This window comes from Micrococcus sp. 2A (assembly GCF_039519235.1).
In the GTDB taxonomy this organism is placed as follows: domain Bacteria; phylum Actinomycetota; class Actinomycetes; order Actinomycetales; family Micrococcaceae; genus Micrococcus.
The window spans coordinates 711,633-724,967 of sequence record NZ_CP154351.1; the positions used below are offsets into that span (position 1 = coordinate 711,633).

The window sequence follows — 13,335 nt, forward strand, 5'->3', positions numbered from 1 at the left end:
GGTTATCCGGTGGGCCTGGCTCTAGTTTGCGTCCTCGATAGTTACGCCGTCGCTAGTGTGGTCTGAAAAAACTACTTCATACATCTGCCATATTTCTTGATCCGTTCGTTGATTCGAAGTGCTCACCTCGATGAGCGTGTCGGAGAGACCCTTTAGTAATTTGACGCCGGCCTCTTGGTCGGGCCAAGCTCGGGCCAGTGAAGAGTAGGATGCCACGATACTCTCCGTTGCCCTAAAGAAGAGCATGGCGAATTCATAGTCATACCCTTCCTTTTCGGACCAAAATTGCGCCTTCCCGTTTATCAGCAAGCATCTCGTCCCCTTCGTCTGCTGATTTGTATCCCGGCGCGCGTCTATCTGCTCGAGGGCGGCGGATGTGCTCTGGATATATTTCGAGTACTGGGAGATTATTCCACCAAAAGCGCTACGGCAGAACTCTGAGGTCTGTACCACCTCGACTGCATCGAAATTGAGTTCTACCAAACGACAGGCGTGGATCCAGTCCTCATTCAGGTGTGCTGGTGAGGCGTTTGAAAAGTTAGTCATCCGAAGTTTATCTAGACAGCCGATCATGGACGCGATTGCTTCATTAAGTGAGGCTTGACGAGGCATCAAGCGAGCATGGGAAATCTCTTCATCAAAACGAGCTCTTGCATCTTTTAACTCTGCTTCCGATAGCTCGGCGGCTTTTGCAATCTGACGGTTTGCATCTCGCCGGGCGTTTTTAGATGTAACTTGCGCAGCTAGAACGGCCGATCCAACCGCACCCGTGGCGCCAATGAGGGCAATAAATAATGCCGCTACAATAGATGTGCTGCCATCCTTCTCAGTTAGGAATGAAAGTTCTATTTGGTATCCATGGCTGCGTAGGTAGGAGAACAATTTAATAAGCGCAACGAGAATATCCATGGCCCTTTCATATCCCTCGGCGGTTTAAGCGTGGGCTTGAGTGTACGTGAGATGGGCGGTAACGACCGTTTGGGCGGGCTCAACGCGAGCAACTCGTCTGCACGGCACATATGAGCTGCTCGGCCTGGCTGAGGTCGTCGACAACCACGACGAAGCGCAGTCCCTCAGTGGTGCTCATGTCGATCCGGGCCTGGCCTCCATTGTTGATCCGCAGCCCGGCTGGGGAGGTGGCCCGCCCGGTGACGAACCAGTTGAGCGGGCCCCGGTTCGTCCCGTCGTCAGGCGCACAGGTGATTGTGGCGATCTGATGGACGGGGATGGTGCGAGAGTAGAACGGCGCGTGCACGTGGAGCTCGGGGTCGACCCCCTCAGTGAGCTCGAGACTGATTCTCGCTCCGAGGCTGGCCAGGCGGTTGCCGTGGACGGTGAGCTTCATGTGGACATGATGACCGCAGGAGGGCGCCGTTCGGGCATGTCCTGCAGCTGACCCGCCAGTGGCATCAGCACCGAGGCCGGCGCGCCCCACGGGTCCAGGTCGGTGCATGTCCAGGTCGGTGCATGTCCAGGGCGGCGCTCTCACCATGGCCACTCAGTTCAGGGCTTGGATCCGAGGCGGCCGTGGAGGATCCCCGCTCAGTCGCGGCGGGCCTTCGCCATCCTTTTTTGGAGCACGCGTCGGTCCCGGTGCAGCTTCCACCAGGAGAACATGTGACGAAGCTGCTTCCGCCCCAGCTCTTCCAGGCCGGGAAGTCCGCGCGATGCGAGGACGGCATCGACGGCATCGGCGTCCTTTCCCGTGGACTGGGCCACGATGCGCAGGGATTCTGCGATGCCCGGTAACTGAAAGAGGTGGTGGGAGATCCTCGTCTCCACCGCCTCGAGCTTCTGGCGGAGGGCTTGGTGTGAGTCCCTGCGGGGCATGGGGAGCCCTTCGTCTGGAAGGCGGAGAGTCCCGGTGTCGGGGGCGGACTTCTTGGGGACAGGATCCCACGAGGTGAGCAGCGCCGGGTAAGGCCCGGGCTGATATCTCCTATCACGGCGTCTTCCGATCCGCCCAGGGATTACGGTGAGCGTTCTCGGGGGCGGGGTGGAATTTGACGTCCACTTGATAAGGGAATACTGTCATCATGAAAGAATCCATTTCGTGGAAGGAAAGACAATGGCAATCATCTCCACTGTGGCCGATGACTTCGACGGCTCGACCCCTGCTGAGGCAGTGCGTTTCTCCGTGGCGGGGCGTGATTACGAGATCGACCTGTCCAAGGAGCACCGGGCCGAGCTGGAGGCGATCATGGCCGAGTCCCAGGATCGGCTGAAGAAGTTCACCGACGTCGCCCGCCCGGCCGGCCGCGCCGCGTCCACTGGGCGGACCCCGGCTCGTCGTTCCTCGGGTTCCGGCGTGGATGCCTCCCAGGTGCGGCTGTGGGCCGTGGAGAACGGGTTCGACGTCAAGGACCGCGGACGCATCCCGGTCGAGGTCATGGACGCCTACCGCAACCGCGGGAAGAAGGGCTGAGCCCGCAACTCGCTTGGACGACTGCCCATGCGCTGCAGGGGCCGGCGTCCAAGCGGGTATCGCGGGGCCTGCCCGGCGTTGTGGTGACCAGATTCGTAGCGCGCTCTAGGTGTGATGTCCAGGGACGTTGTTGCCTGAGCAGCTGACAGGCGAAGGCCTCCTGTTGCGAGAGTGGAGTTGTCGAGAAACCGCTCACGCGAACAGAAGGCCTTCATGTCCCACGCTAACGCCGCCCTGACCCCACGCGCTCGTCTGCGTCTGGCCAAACTCATCGTCGAAGAGCACTGGCCCGTGGCCGTGGCCGCGAAGATGTTCATGGTCTCCACGCCCACTGCACGCAAATGGGCGGCACGCTACCGGACTGAGGGCCCGGCAGGGATGCGTGATCGTTCCAGCCGGCCCAGCGCGATGCCCACGAGGACACCACCGGCCGTGGTGAAGCAGATCGTGACCGCTCGCTGGCGCCGCCGCCTGGGCCCGGCCCAGATCGCCGGGGAACTGGGCATGGCCGCCTCCACCGTGCATGCGGTGCTCGTGCGTTGCCGACTCAACCGGCTCAGCCGCATCGACCGGGTCAGTGCCGAGCCGATCCGCCGCTACGAGCACCCCCACCCCGGTGCGCTGCTGCACATGGACGTCACGAAGTTCGGGCGTATCCCTGACGGGGGCGGACACCGGTTCGTGGGGCGGGCGCAGGGATTGAAGCACCGTGCGGTGACCGCGGATTGGGAGGGGACCCGGGACGCCCTGCACCATCCACGGTTGGGCGTGGGGTTTCTGCACACCGTGATCGATGATCACTCCCGGTTCGCCTACGTGGAGATGCATGCCAATGAACGCGCCCAGACCGCGATCGGGGTCCTGCACCGTGCGGTGGCCTATTTCGCGGGCCTGGGCGTGGAGGTGGAGCGGGTCCTGATGGACAACGGCTCGGCCTACGTCTCTCATGCCTGGCGGGATGCCTGCGCCGACCTGGGAATCAAGCACAAGCGGACCCGGCCCTACCGGCCGCAGACGAACGGGAAGATTGAGCGGTTCCATCGCACGCTCGCCGAGGGGTGGGCCTACGCCCGGTTCTACAGCTCAGAGACGGAGCGCAGGGCCGCGTTGCCTGGGTGGATGCACTTCTACAATCATCACCGGATCCGCTCCGCGATCGGGGGCCCGCCGGCCAGCAGGATCAACAACCTCCCTGGACATCACACCTAGAGTACGTGCGAGTATGAGCAACAAGCAAGCAACAGGGGGCCGGAGTTCATGAGCGAGGACGAGGTGGAGTCGCCAAGGCGCACTAAGGTCCAGCATCCCAGCCAACGACGCGGAGATGCTGGCGAGCGGTTAGTTGAGGCGCTTCTGCCCGACTACTGGTCGGTGCGCAAGGTCGGCCCTGACTTCGGCTTGGACTTCCACATCGAGGTTTTCGACATGCTCCCAGATGGCTCCGACTGGGCACAGACCGCGGGCGAACATTTATACGCCCAGGTAAAGACGGACTCTAACCTCGTTCAATACGGCTCGGTAGCGCGCCCCAGGCTCAACGTTGCCAAGTTCAGGAGCAAGAAAGGTCGCGACGAAGACCTTAGTCACATCCCGGTCGTCTCATTGCCGATTGAAGTCTCTGAGCTAACGACCATAGAGGCGATGGGGTCTTCGGTTCCTGTGTTGCTCTTCTGGGTTGACCTCGCAGCACACGCGGCCTACTTCGTGTGTATGAACGACTACATCGCCAAGGTCTTGGTTCCTGAAAATCCGGACTACGAGACCCAGAAGACCGTGAACATCAGGATTCCGATGTCCAACCGGATAGATGAAGGTACAACTGACTTCACCTACTTCTGGCTCCTTGCTCGCCGGTCGAAGCTCTACTCGCTGTTCAACTTGTTCAACTTCCAGTTTCACGAGCTGAACATCGTCTGCCAGGACCATGCGGAACGCGCGAATGGCTCAGCTTCCGAGACTTTCGAAATGATCGATGTCTTCGTAAAGGCCGTCCTTCGTCTGGACGTGTGGAAGAGGCGCAGCTGCGGCTGGTGGGCACCACTTGAAGACATCCACGTGGCTTTGACCGACATCGAGCAACAGCTGAAAGTACGTGATTCTAAGCCGTTCGAACAGATTGACGAGAAGCTGCTCTTCTCCGCATGGGACACCTTTCGTAAGGGAGCCAATCTGGGGCGGATGTACGAGGAGCTCGTTCGAGAGTGGTATTTACCGACCCACCTCGCCGAGCTACTCAGATGACATCCCTCGTTGTCACTACTTCACCCCCGGTGCCTTCTAGGATCGCCAGGGTAGTGACGGTTACCAGATCGCATGCATCACGTGATCGCCTCGCCAGCGTGCCGAGTCGCCGCACGATAAAGTCAGATGCATCGGCCAGAATGACGCCACGGTAAAAAGGTGGTGCTGTGCCCGACCTCGGGTGGCGGCACAAGCCCGAACATCAAGAGCCCTGAACGCTGTGGCTCTTGTCCGGTGGGTAGCTGGCCACGACACCGCCCTAGGGCGTGTCTGACAATGAGTCCAGGGGCCGGCTGACACCCTGAAAGGCATGTCCCGGTTCCAGATGCTCTCCGATGCCCAGTGGGAACTGATCGCCCCGACCCTTCCGACCCGGACCGGCCGCGCCGGCAGGCCGTTCGCCGATGCCCGCACGATGGTCGAGGCAATCATCTACCGGTACCGGTGCTTCGATTCCGTGGCGTGATCTGCCCGAGGTCTACGGGCCCTGGCAGAGAAGTGTGGACCTGGCACCGGCGCATGGCCGAAGAAGGCACCTGGGACACGGTGCTGACAAAGCTGACCGCTGCCGCGGACGCCGAAGGCCTGATCGATTGGTCGGTCTCGGTGGACTCCACGATCGCCCGCGCCCATCAGCACGCGACGAACATCACCCGCCTCACAGGGGGCTGGATCGAACTACAAGAATCTGCGTGAGGAGCCGGCCGATCACGGCATCGGGCGCTCACGGGGCGGGTTGAGCACGAAGATCCATCAGCTCGTCGACGGGACCGGGCTGCCACTGGTCAGCCTGATCACCCCTGGCCAAGCCGGGGACTCCCCGATGCTGCTGCCCCTACTGGGGCAGCTGCGCGTGACCCGGCCGGCAGGCCGGCCCCGGACCCGCCCCGAGGCGGTGCTGGGCGACACGGCGTACTCCTCCCGGGCGATCCGCACCCACCTGCGCGCCCGCCGGATCAAAGCCGTCATCCCCGAACCGGCTGACCAGCAGGGCCACCGCAGACGCCGCGGCTCAGCCGGCGGCCGACCCGTAGGCCTCGACGCGAACGCTTACAAGGGCCGGAACGTGATCGAGCGCCAGTACGCGCACCTGAAGCAATGGCGGGGCCTGGCGACCCGGTACGACAAGTACGCGATCGTCTACCGCGCCGCCGTGGTGTTGAACGCTGTGCTCGCGTGGTCCAAACGATTGTCAGACATGCCCTAGGCGAGTCTGATTGCTGCGTCGATCTATGGGGTGAGGGCAGTGGCCGACATCGCGGTCCGAACTATCGCGGTCCGAACTATCGCGGTCCGAACTATCGCGGTCCGAACCTACCGGAGTCCGAAAGTACCGCGGTCCGAAACTATCTGATGCGCATCTTCTACAATGAGGATGCGCGTATGCACATGCATACGCACACGCACACTCCTTGGACGCCGTAGCGAGCTTCCGGGCAGACGGTCGCAGACGTCGTCCCCCTGGCTCGTTTCCCCGCCCATCAAAAAATGAACGACCGCGGACTAGCTCGGATCAAGGCGACATCCCCTCAGCATCATGACGCGCTTGTGATGCAACTGAATATAGGAAGCTTAGAGATGACGCAACCAGGACAGACCACCACGACTTCGCACGAAGCGATCGATGCGTTCAAGAGAATCGTCGGCGACGAACATGTACTGACCTCTGAGCGTGCCACGATGCCATTCAGCAAAGGCTATCGATTCGGCGGAGGACCAGTCTTCGCCGTGGTGCGCCCCGGCACGCTGGTCGAGATGTGGCGGGCGCTGCAGGTATCCGTCGACAACAACCTCATCGTCATCCCGCAGGCATCGAACACGGGCCTGACTGGTGGATCCGGCCCCGGCTTCCAAGACTACGATCGCCCCATTGTGATCATCTCGACTCACCGCATCGATGAGGTGCACCTCATCAACGACGCGCGCGAGGCGATCTCGCTCGCGGGCACCCCGCTGACACACCTGACCGACGCGCTCGCCAAGCACCAGCGCGAGCCGCACTCGGTGATCGGGTCGACATCAATCGGCGCCTCGGTCATCGGCGGCATCGCGAACAACTCGGGCGGCAGCCAGATTCGCAAGGGTCCGGCATTCACGCGCGAAGCGATCTTCGCCCGCGTCAACGACGACGGCAAGGTCGAGCTGGTCAATCACCTGGGCATCTCGCTCGGAGACGACCCTGAGGTCGCACTCGACCGTCTAGAGCGCGGCGAGTGGTCTCCCGAGGATGTCACCCCAGCTCCCGAAGACTCGAACGAGACCGAGTACGCCGAGCACTTGCGCAAGATCGTGCCTTCGCCTGCTCGCTACAATGCGAACCCCGAGTACCTGTTCGAGGCTTCCGGCTCGGCCGGCAAGCTGATGGTGTTCGCGGTGCGCACTCGCACCTTCCCTCGCGAAGTGCACCCGACCGTGTTTTACATCGGCACGAACAACACGCACGAGCTCGAAGAGATCCGTCGGTTGTTCCTCGAAGCCGACATGCCGCTGCCTATCTCTGGTGAGTACATGGGCCGCAGTGCCTTCGACTTGGCCGAGAAGTACGGCAAAGACACCTTCGTCTTCCTGAAGTTCATGAGTCCAGCGCTGCAGACGCGCATGTTCTCGTTCAAGACGTGGGCCAACGGCTTGTTCTCGAAGATTCCCGGCATTGGTCCGACCTTCGCCGACACGGTATCGCAAGCCATGTTCAGCGTGCTGCCCAACCAGCTGCCCAAGCGCATGATGGAGTACCGCAACCGTTTCGAGCATCACCTGCTGCTCACCGTCAGCGAGTCGCAGAAGGCCGCGAGCGAGAAGATGCTCAAGGAGTTCTTCGCAGAGCCCGAGCACACTGGTGAGTTCTTCATCTGCACGTCTGATGAAGAAAAGAGCGCGTCGCTCAACCGGTTCGGCGCGGCCAGTGCCGCCACTCGCTACGCCGCGTTGAAGCGCCGGCACATCGCAGGGCTCATCCCCATCGATGTGGCCCTGCGTCGCGACGATTGGAACTGGCTCGAGGTGCTGCCGGAGGAGATCGACGACCAGCTTGAGGTCAAGGCGTATTACGGGCACTTCTTCTGCCATGTGATGCACCAGGACTATGTCGCCAAGCAGGGCGTGGATCCCGAGGCGCTGCACGACCGCATCCAGCACCTGCTGGAGGAGCGCGGCGCGAAGCTGCCCGCCGAGCACAACTACGGTCGCATCTACAAGCTGCCGGAGTCCATGGAAGAGCACTTCAAGGAGCTCGATCCGACGAATACGTTCAACGCCGGTATCGGCGGCACGTCGCCGCACAAGGACTGGGCCTAAGTCCCCAAGGTAGCGCGACGCCGTGAGAGCCTGAGCGATGTCTTATCCATCTCGGGTGGACCTAGGGCGTGTCTGAGAAACCGTCCAGTCGGGTATACCCCTTTACACGCCCCCCGCCGCCACGAGAGGATCACGTCAGAGTAGGTCCATTTTGGACCCGTTGGACACACCTGACGGAGGGTCTAAGGCATGGTTGGACAGACTGTGGGGTATGTGCGGGTCAGCTCGGCCGAGCAGAACCTGGACCGCCAGCTCGAGGCGGTGGGGGAGTGTGACCGGATCTTCCAAGACAAGATCTCCGGCAGCTCCCGCGCCAAGCGCGCCGGGTTGGCGGAGCTGATGCGGTACGTGCGGGAGGGGGACCTGGTGAAGGTCGCCTCCATGGACCGCCTCGGCCGGGACACCCGGGACCTGTACGCGATCGTGGACGAGCTGACCGACAAGGGGTGCGCGGTGCAGTTCATGTCCGAGCGGATCACCGTGGACAAGTCCGGCACCTCCCCGGTGGATGGGCTGATGCTGGGCGTCCTGGCAGCGTTCGCTGAGTTCGAGCGTCGAAGGATTAAGGAGCGCCAGGCTGAGGGCATCGCGTTGGCCAAGGCCCGCGGTAAGTACGTGCAGGCCCCGAAGCTCTCGGACACCGACGTGGAGCAGGCGCGCGTGATGATCGACATGGGGATTCCGAAGGCCGAGGTGGCGCGCACGTTCGGGGTAAGCCGGCAGACGCTGTACACCTCGTTCGGTCGCGTTATCCTTCCTTGAAGGTAGATGTAGCCACACACTGATCGTGGAAGCTAAAAAGTCGCCGGGGTCGCGGTCCACAACCTCCTCGCTAAATCAGCGTCGCAACGACGGATCGTCAGGTTTCACGAGCATTGTGGCGGCTGGATCGACATCGTCAGCCCAAGCCAGCGTCGGGAGTTCTGATCCCTCGAGGCCATCGAGCTCGAGACGAACCTTGCCGGCAAGATGAGCTGACTGGATGGACTGGCCATTGGCCACTGACGCATAGAACCGGGCTGCATAGTTGATTGCATCGGCGTCACCGACCTCATCGGCCATCCCGATGGCGAAGGGCACAACCTGCTCCACAAGCGCATCGATCTGCGCGGCGGACTTGCAAGAGTTCAGCAAGACCAGCAACGGAGGGTCATCGGTGGCTTGAATCGCCTTCGCGAAGACACGAGCGTTGACGACCACTCCTTCATGAGGTTCATCTCTTTCATCCTCGAAGAGGATGAGGTCCTCGTTGCTGTGCCCCGAGAAGTGCACGATATGGGGGCGAAACCTGCTCAGACCGTCTAGCAGGTCATGCGTGGTGGCAGCTGCTCGGGCATCGAGTTCGATCTGGTCGCGATGTAAGGCTGACTCGACTGCGGCCCGAATGCGCTTCTGTTCGCGCCCTACCCGGAGGTCTCTTTCTGAAGATGCTCCAAGCATGAGAATTCGAAGTTTCTCAGGTTTGGGTGCGGGAAGCTGGCGTAAGACGTCACTCACAGCAGTCTCGGCGTGACTAACTCGCAAGTCGAAAGCCGCCTTCTCGGCGGCCGCTTGACGCTCGGCCTGCTGGAGGTCGCGCTGACGCCGCTTCTCGGCCGCAATCGCTTCGGCTCGTTCAGCCCGTGCAAGCTTCTCCTGTAACCCGGCCTCAGCTTTCGCATAGTCGGCAGCTTTTCCTTGCCAGCGTGCCGCTTCTTTACCAGCTGTTACAGCTTCTCCCTCCCTGCGTTCGGCCTCGCGCATCTTGCTCCGGACGGTTGCCTCAGACTTGAGCCGTCCAGCCGACTGTCGCGCCTGCGCCGCCTGTGCTCTCTTGGAAGACTCCTTCACGCGGTAGCTAGCGGCCTTCTTCTCAGCCTCGACCCGTTGTTTGCGCTTGCGCTCGAGCTCGCTCCGGTACTGGTTGGCACTCATCCGTGGTCTCCTCGTGGCATCGCTGTATTACTCACACGCTATGGCGGGGGCGGACATCTCAACAAGACCGGCCCTCACCTGAAGATGAGAAAGCCGGTGATTCTGCCAGCTTCGACGGATCGCATCCCTAGGGCATGTCTGACAATAGCTTCGACCACGCGAGCACCGCGTTCAGCACCACGGCGGCGCGGTAGACGATCGCGTACTTGTCGTACCGGGTCGCCAGGCCCCGCCATTGCTTCAGGTGCGCGTACTGGCGCTCGATCACGTTCCGGCCCTTGTAAGCGTTCGCGTCGAGGCCTACGGGTCGGCCGCCGGCTGAGCCGCGGCGTGTGCGGTGGCCCTGCTGGTCGGCCGGTTCGGGGATGACGGCTTTGATCCGGCGGGCGCGCAGGTGGGTGCGGATCGCCCGGGAGGAGTACGCCTTGTCGCCCAGCACCGCCTCGGGGCGGGTGCGGGGCCGGCCTGCCGGCCGGGTCACGCGCAGCTGCCCCAGTAGGGGCAGCAGCATCGGGGAGTCCCCGGCTTGGCCAGGGGTGATCAGGCTGACCAGCGGCAGCCCTGCACCGTCGACGAGCTGATGGATCTTCGTGCTCAGCCCGCCCCGTGAGCGCCCGATGCCGTGATCGGCCGGCTCTTCATGCGGATTCTTGTAGTTCGATCCAGCCCCCTGTGAGGCGGGTGGTGTTCGTGGCGTACTGGTGGGCGCGGGCGATCGTGGAGTTCACCGCCACCGACCAGTCGATCAGGCCTTCGGCATCCGCTGCGGCGGTCAGTGTTGCCAGCACTGTGTCCCAGGTGCCCTCGGCCGCCATTCGGCGGTGCCAGGTCCACACGGTCTGCCAGGGCCCGTAGACCTCGGGCAGATCCCTCCAAGCGATTCCGCACCGGTACCGGTAGATGATTGCCTCCACCATGGTGCGGGCGTCGGCGAACGGCCTGCCGGCCCGGCCGGTCTGGGTCGGGAGCAGCGGGGCGATCAGCTCCCATTGGGTGCCGGAGAGGATCTAGAAGCGGGACATGCCTTCCAGGGTGTCAGCCGGCCCCTGGATTCTTTGTGAGACACGCCCTAGCGGCCTATGTGGGGAGGTGCCCCGCGACAGACTCTATGCACCGTGCGCGGCAAGCGCTTCGAGTGCGACGAGATGGCCGGAGGTCACGTCGTACGATGAAGTCAGGACGGCAAGACAGTGCCCGAGAACTGCTAAATGCTTTCCGCGTTCGACAACGCAAGCAAGGGTACCCGGTAGCCACAGGGCGCCCGAGCCAAGAGGAGTGAGCAATGACGCCCGCCAGTGAGCAGGACGCTTCAACTGAAGTCAGGCCCGACTACAAGATCACGATCCGTAACTGCAACAGCATCACTGAAGCATCCATCGTGCTGCGCCCCAACGCGCTCAACATCAAGTATGGCCCCAACGGTATTGGCAAGAGCACCATCGCGAGAGCTCTTCGCTATCGCGCGGAGGGGGAGGCGCAGCTCGAGCAGCTCACACCCTTCATGCACAGGGCAGACAAGAACGGGCCGCGCCCGTCAGTCACGGGTGCAGACGAGATTACCCACGTCATGACGTTCGATGACCAGTACGTGTCTGGTTTCGTTTTCAAGCGGGACGAAGTACTTGAGAACAGCTTCGAGATCTTTATCAACACGGAAGACTTCCAAGACGGCATCGCCCAGATCGAGTCCCTGTTTGAGGCACTCAAGAAGACGTTCGATGAGGAAGCGGAGTTCAACGAAGCGCTGACAGGCCTTAGGGACCTCAAGGACGCCTTCAACGTCACCAAGAACGGTGCTATGGCCAAGACGAGCAAGGGCTATAAGGCCCTCGCCGTTGGCGGCAAGCTCGATAACGTGCCGGAGCACTTTCACGGCTACAAGAGCTTCATTCAGAGCGGCGACCCGGCGGGGTGGATCTCCTGGCAAGCCAAGGGCAAGGAGTACCTAGAGCTCTCGGACAACTGCCCTTTCTGCTCAGTAGAGAGCGTGGACAAAGAAACCGCCACAAAGGTCTCCCAAGAGTATGAGACCGCAGCGGTGCGCAACATGACCCAGCTCCGTGACGTGATCGAGCGCCTAGGCGACTACTTCGAAAGGACCGAACTTCAGAACTTGAAAGCAGTCACAGGTTCTCTCTCAGGCGTTAGCCCGGAGCAGGAGCACTTCCTGGTCAACTTGCGTGGACAAATCGAGACGCTCCTCAGCAAACTTTCAGACATAAAGACCCTGTCTTTCCATGCTCTTCAGGAAGAGGAAAACCTTGCGGCATTCCTCAGCGATCTCAAGATTAATGTGCAGTTCCTGCCCGCGTTACGCTCCGAGAAGACAACTTCAGTGGCCACTCTCATCAACGAGAAGCTAGACGAAGTGGCGGCTAAGATCGGTGATGTTCAAGGACGCATTAACCTGCAGAAAAACCGTGTGGCCAGGCTCATCAAGAAGAACCAGGAGGAGGTCAACGCCTTCCTTCGCTCAGCCGGCTATCGCTACACGGTGCGTATCGTTCCCACCGATGACACGTATCGCATGCTTCTCGATCACGTAGACGCACCCGGCCAGCACATCCAGGACGCGGGAAGCCACCTCAGCTACGGCGAGAAGAACGCCTTCGCGATGGTGCTTTTCATGCATGATGTGCAGCACCAGAAGCCTGACCTTGTGGTGCTTGATGACCCTGTGTCGAGCTTCGACAAGACCAAGAAGTTTGCCATCATCAACGAGCTGTTTCGAGGCAAAAACACACTTCGAGGCACGACGACCTTGCTACTTACTCACGACATTGAACCGGCTATCGACATGGTCCGGGTCGGAACCAAGGGATTGTTCACGGCGGCTGAGCCCGTGGTGCACTTCCTCAACGGTCGTAAAGGCACCGTAACCGAAAAGCTCATTGAACCCAATGACCTTTTGACCTTCACCAAGGTCTGCGAAGAGAACATCGCCTCGGCGTCATTTTCGATCATTAAGTGCATATATTTGCGGCGCTTGTACGAAGTGCACGGCACCGTCGATAAAGTCTACGAACTTCTGTCCAACCTGTTCCATGGTCGTGACGATCCCATCTTCAAGCTCACCAACAACCACTATAAGCCCATGTCGACAGACGAAGTCGCGATGGCCACCTCGGAGATTCAGAAACACATCCCCGACTTCAACTACGCCGGTCTAGTGGCCGAGCTGAAGACAGAAGGTTTCCTCAAGGCGCGCTTCCAAGACACGACTGTGGGCTATGAGAAGGTGCAACTGTTCCGCATCATGACCGACCTCGACCCTGACCTCCCGAAGGGCGATGCGGTGTTCACCAAGTTCGTCAACACGACGTACCACATCGAAAATGAGTACGTGCTCCAGCTCAACCCTCGCGAGTTCGACACGGTGCCGGAGTTCGTCATCAACCGATGCACGGAACTTCTTGCCAACGTGGCCTAGGGTGTGTCTGACAAATGTTGGTAGCGGGGTC

At 61.3% G+C, this 13,335-nt stretch carries 11 protein-coding genes and 1 pseudogene; 7 read left to right on the forward strand and 5 right to left on the reverse strand.

Annotation, left to right across the window (positions count from 1 at the left end):
* Nucleotides 1–21: 21 nt before the first annotated feature.
* From AAG742_RS03320 to AAG742_RS03330, 3 genes are all read right to left on the reverse strand, one after another.
* Nucleotides 22–909, reverse strand: a complete 888-nt coding sequence (locus AAG742_RS03320; RefSeq protein WP_343282298.1) for a hypothetical protein — start codon at nucleotides 907–909, stop codon at nucleotides 22–24.
* A 79-nt stretch (nucleotides 910–988) separates the two neighbouring features.
* The gene (locus AAG742_RS03325; protein ID WP_343282299.1) at nucleotides 989–1,345 is read right to left on the reverse strand and encodes a hypothetical protein; all 357 of its coding nucleotides are present in this window, start codon (nucleotides 1,343–1,345) and stop codon (nucleotides 989–991) included.
* Nucleotides 1,346–1,542: 197 nt separating this feature from the next.
* Nucleotides 1,543–1,830 (reverse strand): hypothetical protein, encoded by a 288-nt coding sequence (locus tag AAG742_RS03330; protein ID WP_343282300.1) that lies wholly within the window; start codon nucleotides 1,828–1,830, stop codon nucleotides 1,543–1,545.
* Nucleotides 1,831–2,068: 238 nt separating this feature from the next.
* Here AAG742_RS03330 and AAG742_RS03335 point away from each other — a divergent pair, with 238 nt between their 5' ends.
* From AAG742_RS03335 to AAG742_RS03360, 6 genes and pseudogenes are all read left to right on the forward strand, one after another.
* Complete coding sequence (locus AAG742_RS03335; protein WP_343282301.1) at nucleotides 2,069–2,425, forward strand: Lsr2 family protein; 357 nt, start codon at nucleotides 2,069–2,071, stop codon at nucleotides 2,423–2,425.
* A gap of 213 nt (nucleotides 2,426–2,638) precedes the next feature.
* Nucleotides 2,639–3,634, forward strand: coding sequence for an IS481 family transposase (locus AAG742_RS03340; RefSeq protein ID WP_343282302.1), 996 nt, complete (start codon nucleotides 2,639–2,641; stop codon nucleotides 3,632–3,634).
* A 48-nt stretch (nucleotides 3,635–3,682) separates the two neighbouring features.
* On the forward strand, nucleotides 3,683–4,666 hold the full coding sequence (locus tag AAG742_RS03345) for a DUF4365 domain-containing protein (RefSeq protein WP_343282303.1): 984 nt from the start codon (nucleotides 3,683–3,685) through the stop codon (nucleotides 4,664–4,666).
* A 310-nt stretch (nucleotides 4,667–4,976) separates the two neighbouring features.
* Nucleotides 4,977–5,873, forward strand: a pseudogene (locus AAG742_RS03350) (IS5 family transposase).
* 371 nt (nucleotides 5,874–6,244) lie between these two features.
* Complete coding sequence (dld, locus tag AAG742_RS03355; RefSeq protein ID WP_343282304.1) at nucleotides 6,245–7,960, forward strand: D-lactate dehydrogenase; 1,716 nt, start codon at nucleotides 6,245–6,247, stop codon at nucleotides 7,958–7,960.
* Nucleotides 7,961–8,149: 189 nt separating this feature from the next.
* Nucleotides 8,150–8,722 carry a recombinase family protein gene (locus AAG742_RS03360; RefSeq protein ID WP_343282305.1) on the forward strand — a complete coding sequence of 191 codons (573 nt, stop codon included), beginning with the start codon at nucleotides 8,150–8,152 and terminating at the stop codon, nucleotides 8,720–8,722.
* Nucleotides 8,723–8,797: 75 nt separating this feature from the next.
* Here AAG742_RS03360 and AAG742_RS03365 read toward each other — a convergent pair whose 3' ends face one another.
* On the reverse strand, nucleotides 8,798–9,874 hold the full coding sequence (locus AAG742_RS03365) for a hypothetical protein (protein WP_343282306.1): 1,077 nt from the start codon (nucleotides 9,872–9,874) through the stop codon (nucleotides 8,798–8,800).
* 127 nt (nucleotides 9,875–10,001) lie between these two features.
* A protein-coding gene (locus AAG742_RS03370; RefSeq protein WP_343282417.1) for an IS5 family transposase occupies nucleotides 10,002–10,881 on the reverse strand; the annotation gives its coding sequence in 2 pieces (ribosomal slippage) (nucleotides 10,002–10,544 and nucleotides 10,546–10,881; 879 coding nt in all).
* A gap of 275 nt (nucleotides 10,882–11,156) precedes the next feature.
* Between AAG742_RS03370 and AAG742_RS03375 the strand changes: the two genes are divergently transcribed.
* Nucleotides 11,157–13,304, forward strand: a complete 2,148-nt coding sequence (locus tag AAG742_RS03375; protein WP_343282307.1) for an AAA family ATPase — start codon at nucleotides 11,157–11,159, stop codon at nucleotides 13,302–13,304.
* The last annotated feature ends 31 nt before the right edge of the window (nucleotides 13,305–13,335 follow it).

What these genes read in the sequence shown, in the direction of transcription:
- dld (WP_343282304.1), top strand. Translation starts at nt 6,245, where the DNA reads ATGACGCAACCAGGACAGACCACCACGACTTCGCACGAAGCGATCGAT.
- AAG742_RS03320 (WP_343282298.1), bottom strand. Translation starts at nt 909, where the DNA reads ATGGATATTCTCGTTGCGCTTATTAAATTGTTCTCCTACCTACGCAGC.
- AAG742_RS03330 (WP_343282300.1), bottom strand. Translation starts at nt 1,830, where the DNA reads ATGCCCCGCAGGGACTCACACCAAGCCCTCCGCCAGAAGCTCGAGGCG.
- AAG742_RS03335 (WP_343282301.1), top strand. Translation starts at nt 2,069, where the DNA reads ATGGCAATCATCTCCACTGTGGCCGATGACTTCGACGGCTCGACCCCT.
- AAG742_RS03340 (WP_343282302.1), top strand. Translation starts at nt 2,639, where the DNA reads ATGTCCCACGCTAACGCCGCCCTGACCCCACGCGCTCGTCTGCGTCTG.
- AAG742_RS03360 (WP_343282305.1), top strand. Translation starts at nt 8,150, where the DNA reads ATGGTTGGACAGACTGTGGGGTATGTGCGGGTCAGCTCGGCCGAGCAG.
- AAG742_RS03375 (WP_343282307.1), top strand. Translation starts at nt 11,157, where the DNA reads ATGACGCCCGCCAGTGAGCAGGACGCTTCAACTGAAGTCAGGCCCGAC.
- AAG742_RS03365 (WP_343282306.1), bottom strand. Translation starts at nt 9,874, where the DNA reads ATGAGTGCCAACCAGTACCGGAGCGAGCTCGAGCGCAAGCGCAAACAA.
- AAG742_RS03325 (WP_343282299.1), bottom strand. Translation starts at nt 1,345, where the DNA reads ATGAAGCTCACCGTCCACGGCAACCGCCTGGCCAGCCTCGGAGCGAGA.
- AAG742_RS03345 (WP_343282303.1), top strand. Translation starts at nt 3,683, where the DNA reads ATGAGCGAGGACGAGGTGGAGTCGCCAAGGCGCACTAAGGTCCAGCAT.